Origin of the sequence: Micromonospora deserti (assembly GCF_003236335.1) — a bacterium.
Taxonomy (GTDB): domain Bacteria; phylum Actinomycetota; class Actinomycetes; order Mycobacteriales; family Micromonosporaceae; genus Micromonospora; species Micromonospora deserti.
The window spans coordinates 1-4,079 of sequence record NZ_POUB01000400.1; the positions used below are offsets into that span (position 1 = coordinate 1).

Below are 4,079 nucleotides of genomic sequence, written 5' to 3' on the forward strand. Positions count from 1 at the left end.
CCCCCGCTCCGACGGCGTCGATCACACCGGCACCGTCACCGTGCGGAATCACCCGGGGAAACGCCATCGTCGATCCCCACCAGCCGCGCCGCTTGTCGATGTCTCCTACGTGGATCCCCGAGACGGCCACCCGCACCCGGACCTCGCCCGGGCGCGGCTGCGGAGTCGGTACGTCACCGACCTGCAGAACCTGGTGCGCCGGGCCCTGCCGCTCGTAGAAGGCAGCCCGCATCACCGGTCCTCCTGCACGTCGGCGATGACGCCTCCCTCCACGCCGATCAGTTGGTCGATCGCCGCGAAGAACGCGGCGATGCCCGGCCGGTTGGCGCCCTTGGCGCGGGATGCGGCGAAGTCCGCCGCGGAGCGCCACTGCACGATGTCCAGCCATTCATCGCCTGGTAGCCGCACCAGGTGCGCCTGCAGGAATCCCTCCCTGTCGGCACGAAAGTTGGCCAGCATCGCTGGGCGGGACGCCAGCAGGGCCGCGACCTCGCCCGGCGCCACGGTGAACCGGGTCAGCTCCAATGTTGTGGCCACGACAGCTCCCTCGGAGACGTACGGCGGTATGAATCGGTATGGTCAGTTCCGCATACGGTTTGCATAGGTGACTGTCATCAGAATTGGCTAAAGAGGGCGGCATGCGGCGCAGCGAACGGAAGCGGAGGAAACCCGATCTGGGTATCCTGGCCGGCCGGCTGCTCTTCGCCGTGCAGGACGAACTGTTCGACACCCTGGCCCGGCAGGGCCATCCCAACCTGCGCCCGCAGCACGGCGCGGTGCTGGCCTACCTGGACGTCGAAGGCAGCCGCGCGACGAACCTCGCCCGCCAGTCCGGCCAGCACAAGCAGGTCGTCGGCAAGCTGATCGACGAGCTGGAGGCCCTCGGCTACGTCGAGCGCCGCCCGGATCCGAGCGACCGACGGGCAAAGCTGGTCGCCCCGACGCCGCTCGGGCTGGACCAGATGACCCGAGCCGACGCGATCCTGGCCGCGATCGAGCACCGCCACGCCCAGGCGCTCGGTGCCGACGGCTACGCCCACTTCAAGCGCCTTTTGCAAGAGGTCACCGACCGTCAACGCGCCTGGCGGAGCTGACCGCCTCGCGGACGGCCGGCACGACCTCGTTGGCGAACAGCTCGATCTGGCGCTCATGATCGCGGTTCGGCCAGTACAGGTAGCCGGTCATGCCCAGCTCGACTGTGAAGCGGGTGAGTTCGTCCACCCACAGGGCGACAGGTCCATTCAGGGGGCGGGACCCCGTCGGACCGATGTGACCCGTGAGGTTGTAGATGCGGTGGATCGTCGCGGGATCGCGGCCGGCCCGCTGGGCGGCATCGTCGATGCGGGCGTGCCGTGCGGGCAGGGTCTGCGGCGGGACGTACGGCAACGAGGGCAGCCACCCGTCGGCGGCGCGACCGGTCAAATCCAGCATGCGATCGCCGATGGCTCCGAGCCAGATGTTGATCGGGTGTGGTGGTACGGGCCCGGCGTGAACCCCGTCAAGGGTGTAGTGGCGGCCCGCGAAGTGCGGGGTGCCGCCGGACCACATCAGCCGGGCGACGGTGATGCTCTCCTCCAGCGCCGCGACCGAGTCGGCCGGCGTGCGGCGCGGGCCACCCATTGAGGCGATGCCGTCCGGTGCGCCGCCAGCGCCGAGCCCGAGCTCGAACCGGCCGCCGCTGAGCACGTCGAGACTGGCCGCGGCCTTCGCCAGCATCGCCGGGGGCCGCAGCGGAAGGCTCACGACGTTGGTGACGAACCGGATCCGTCGGGTCTGTGGCACGAGCGTGGCGATCAGGGTCAGGGCGTCCAGGAAGGTCGGCTGGTAGGGGTGGTCCTGCACCGCGACCAGGTCCAGGCCAGCGATGTCGGCCACGCGCGCGAGCCGGCCAGGGGCGCCCGGATCCGCCGATGTCGGGTCGACGGTAACGCCGAACTGCAGCGGCCGCCTGTCGGCGCTCGGCGCCGTCGTACCAGGCTCAGGCATCGCCGCCGGCCGTCCCCGCGCTGACCGAGCTGGCGTCGAGGGTCTGTACCCGACGACTGATCAACCAACGTCCGTCCGCTTTGATCAGTTCGTCGCGGTAGCTACCCGTGGCGTACACGCCAGGGTCGCCCTCGGTTTCGGCGACCCAGTAGTACGACAGGGCGGTGGCACGCTCGCCGTCGATGTCGATCATCGCCGGCCCGGACATGTGCCGCTTGCCGGCCGTGAACCCCGAGGCCTGCAAACCCAGGAACAGCTCCTTGATCGCCGCCCGGCCGGTCGACCCGCCGAACGGGCTCTCATAGCTGCCGTCCTCGGCGTACAGCCCGGCGTAGCCGTCGGCGTCCTTCAGGTCGATGTAGATCTGGTGCCGGCCCAGCAGCTCCATGATCTCGACCCGATCGGCGACTCCGTTCCCATCCATCACGACCTCCATCGCGGCTCGTCCGACCAGATAGTCACTCTTACTGACTATCACCAGATGATACTACTCTGCACCCCTGCATACGGCGGATGATGGCCTGAAGGGGGACGCCACCCTCGCCCGGAACGAGCAGCCCAGGAACCGGCCGCTGGCGATGCCCGTCCTGTGATCGGCGGATCGGAGAGCTGGGTGGAGAAGGCCACGGAAGGGATCAGGCGGGGCGAGGACCGGTCGACGTTGCCGACTGGGGGCAGCAAGCCACTTTCGTACGCCCTCGACCGGGTGAGGTAGTGGATTTCTTCGCCGGCTTCGACGTCCACTGACCGATCCAGCGTTCCCACCGGTTGACCTACCAGCGCGCCACCGGCGAGCGTGACGGCGAGATGGCCCGGGCGATGAACCGCCGCATCGCCGGAGAGGGCCGACGCCGCCGGTGAATGGCACGCGGATGGCATGCAGGATCGAACATGGGGAGAGCGGACGGCTCAGGTGCCGCGATCATGCGGTCTACCTGGGCCTTGTGGGCAATGGGCCGGGCTGGCCTCGCCATCAGGTCGTGACCGGCGTTCAGACCTGTACGCTCTTGCTCCCTTTGATGAGGTGCGGGAGACGACGTGGATTTGTCGGCGTGGCTGGTCCGCTGGCTCGCCGGGCCTATCGCCATGTTCCTAGGCGTTGACGGCAAGACGCCTGCGGAGCGGCGCGCCGAGGTGATCGAGGACGCGAGTCTGCTGGGCGAGGAGGTGGAGGACCTCGGGCTGCGACATGTGACCCGGTCGGTTGCCTGGCTGCTGCTGTGCGGGGTGGTGTTTGCCGGTACCGCGCTCGTCCTGATCCCGGTGTCGATATTCGCCACCGAGACGGTCAAGGACTGGGCGTTCAACATCTCAGGGTGGCTGACCTTCTTCCCCTTCTTCATGTTCGCGATGCACGGGGTGAAGACGCTGATTGTCTACTATCTGCCCGAGAAGAAATGGAATCCGAGGAGTCGGATCTGGCGGGCGACGATGCTCGCGCAGACCCCGGACGTCCTGCTCGCCGCACTGATGACGACGCTTACCTTGCCCTTCTAGCCAGGGCCACAAGGGGCGGTCAAGTGGACGCGGGCGGTCGCAGCGCGGGGCCTGCCCGGCTTTCACTTCCACGACCTGCGGCACACCGGCTACACCCTCGCTGCCGCCTCAGGGGCCAGCACGCTGGAGCTGATCCACCGAATGGCCCACGCGAGCAGGCGGGCTGTGTTGATCTACCAGCACGCGACCGGTGATCCGGACCGTGAGATCGCATTTGGCCATGGAGCGGCGGAGCGCCCGGCAGGCTCGGCCGTAAGAACGGCGACGGCAGCTAGTGGCGTACGGATGGCCCGCAAGATCCAAGCGGGGGAGTGGCCAGCCGGCCCAGGACCGGCGGCTCCCGCCGCTGACCTGGGCCGGAGGGCTGTGGAGCGGGCGACGGGAATCGAACCCGCACCGTCAGTTTGGAAGACTGAAGCTCTGCCATTGAGCTACGCCCGCGTACGCCCCGACACGCAGGACGCGCCCGACAGCCTACCCAATCTCCGCGCCACCCGCGCAGCCGCATAGTCCGGTGCGTCCGGCGCCGCCGAGATCCACACAGTTTCAGGGAACGTGTGGCCTCCACGCGCCGGGACACACCCTGTCCCCGAAAC

Annotated in this window: 6 protein-coding genes and 1 tRNA gene; 2 read left to right on the forward strand and 5 right to left on the reverse strand. The window is 68.6% G+C overall.

The features are described 5' to 3' along the window. Together C1I99_RS30015 and C1I99_RS30020 are read right to left on the reverse strand one after the other, a co-directional pair. A partial coding sequence (locus tag C1I99_RS30015; RefSeq protein ID WP_438941464.1) for an alcohol dehydrogenase catalytic domain-containing protein occupies positions 1 to 232 on the reverse strand: 232 nt, incomplete at its 3' end. Beyond that, the gene (locus C1I99_RS30020) at positions 232 to 537 is read right to left on the reverse strand and encodes an antibiotic biosynthesis monooxygenase (RefSeq protein WP_111137545.1); all 306 of its coding nucleotides are present in this window, start codon (positions 535 to 537) and stop codon (positions 232 to 234) included. The genes C1I99_RS30015 and C1I99_RS30020, both read right to left, overlap by 1 nt. A gap of 101 nt (positions 538 to 638) precedes the next feature. On the opposite strand from C1I99_RS30020, the gene C1I99_RS30025 reads away from it, so the two are divergent. Continuing rightward, the gene (locus tag C1I99_RS30025) at positions 639 to 1,094 is read left to right on the forward strand and encodes a MarR family winged helix-turn-helix transcriptional regulator (RefSeq protein WP_111137546.1); all 456 of its coding nucleotides are present in this window, start codon (positions 639 to 641) and stop codon (positions 1,092 to 1,094) included. Here the strand turns inward: C1I99_RS30025 and C1I99_RS30030 are convergent. Both C1I99_RS30030 and C1I99_RS30035 read right to left on the reverse strand, forming a co-directional pair. Then, entirely contained in the window at positions 1,063 to 1,986 is a 924-nt protein-coding gene (locus C1I99_RS30030) for an LLM class flavin-dependent oxidoreductase (protein ID WP_111137547.1), read from the reverse strand. The genes C1I99_RS30025 and C1I99_RS30030 overlap by 32 nt on opposite strands. After that, a complete protein-coding gene (locus C1I99_RS30035) occupies positions 1,979 to 2,464 on the reverse strand; it encodes a nuclear transport factor 2 family protein (protein WP_146604088.1) in 486 nt (161 codons plus the stop codon). The genes C1I99_RS30030 and C1I99_RS30035 overlap by 8 nt, the downstream gene beginning before the upstream one ends. A gap of 560 nt (positions 2,465 to 3,024) precedes the next feature. On the opposite strand from C1I99_RS30035, the gene C1I99_RS30040 reads away from it, so the two are divergent. Continuing rightward, positions 3,025 to 3,483 carry a hypothetical protein gene (locus C1I99_RS30040; RefSeq protein ID WP_111137549.1) on the forward strand — a complete coding sequence of 153 codons (459 nt, stop codon included), beginning with the start codon at positions 3,025 to 3,027 and terminating at the stop codon, positions 3,481 to 3,483. 367 nt (positions 3,484 to 3,850) lie between these two features. On the opposite strand, the gene C1I99_RS30050 is transcribed toward C1I99_RS30040, so the two are convergent. After that, positions 3,851 to 3,924 (reverse strand) — tRNA-Gly (locus C1I99_RS30050). Positions 3,925 to 4,079: the final 155 nt, after the last annotated feature.

What these genes read in the sequence shown, in the direction of transcription:
- C1I99_RS30025 (WP_111137546.1), top strand. Translation starts at nt 639, where the DNA reads ATGCGGCGCAGCGAACGGAAGCGGAGGAAACCCGATCTGGGTATCCTG.
- C1I99_RS30030 (WP_111137547.1), bottom strand. Translation starts at nt 1,986, where the DNA reads ATGCCTGAGCCTGGTACGACGGCGCCGAGCGCCGACAGGCGGCCGCTG.